1 protein-coding gene is annotated in these 1021 nt (G+C 32.5%); it reads right to left on the minus strand.

Features of this window, described 5'->3' with window-relative positions; translation table 11 throughout:
• Window positions 1–19: 19 nt before the first annotated feature.
• Window positions 20–1021: hypothetical protein (locus A9G11_RS00015; protein ID WP_218055991.1), on the minus strand; the 1002-nt coding region annotated here is incomplete at its 5' end.

The raw sequence follows: 1021 nt of genomic DNA on the forward strand, positions 1-1021 counted from the left end.
GCCAATCTTTAGTTACCGTTTACTTCTCTGGCTCTAAACTATCAATTGCTTTGTATTTTTTACTGGTATCAATTTGCAGCGTTTTATAACGCTCATCTTCTTCAAAATCCGCTAGCACAATGTGTCGATTCCCTTCATAAGTCACTTCTGTTATATTGCCATTTTTATCAAGATGTACATTTTTATTTTCGCCAACATTAGGAATATAAATAATATTAGTTTTTTCCCCTTGTTGGTTAAACAGGCTTCTTTCGGAAAAGTATTCACTACCTCTAGGGTAATATTTTTCTATAGAAACCACTTTGTTATGCTCATCTTTAGTTGTACATAATATATAGTTCCCATTTTTATCAAACTCGACAACTAAAGACTTTAATACTGTTTTTCTATCTATACTATATATTGTATTTTTAAAAAAAAGAACTTCTTCACTGTGTGGCCAGTATTCATATTCATGTTTAAAATAGGCTTTTAAAGTTTTTTTCTCAATGGAAATAATTTTCCCCATTTCCTTTATGACTTTAATATAGTTGGGTAAGGTAATAGCTTCTTCTATGGTGATAGGTTGTAGTTGTAAATTATCATCCAGAATAAAAAAGTGGTCACCGTTTTCAAGGTTTTTTAAGCTAGCTTGTTGCTGTTCATTGAGTAAGATATAGTCAGGTTTACGGCGATAAATCCAACGCTCTTTGATTTGATAATTATCACCAACGACAACAATGTTCAAGAAAGTATTATCTGGAGCATGAACGCGATGAGGGGCATTTTCAGCTTGTTCAAGAGTGATTGGGGGGAATAAAGGATAATGATGCCGTGGTTTAAAAGGACCTACAATAATGCGCGTAGACTCATAGAATGGTACATTGGGTTTGATCCCCATAGCACGAATTTCCAATCTTTTTGCAAAATCTAAAGGATTGATAGTATCCGTTATGAAGCTCCCTAATAGATAGAGAAATAAAAAAAATATAAATATGACTAACACTATTTTTTTAATCATTTTATTGAGTCCAATCGCTTC

Origin of the sequence: Gilliamella sp. wkB108, from assembly GCF_001690195.1 — a bacterium.
Taxonomy (GTDB): domain Bacteria; phylum Pseudomonadota; class Gammaproteobacteria; order Enterobacterales; family Orbaceae; genus Gilliamella; species Gilliamella apicola_L.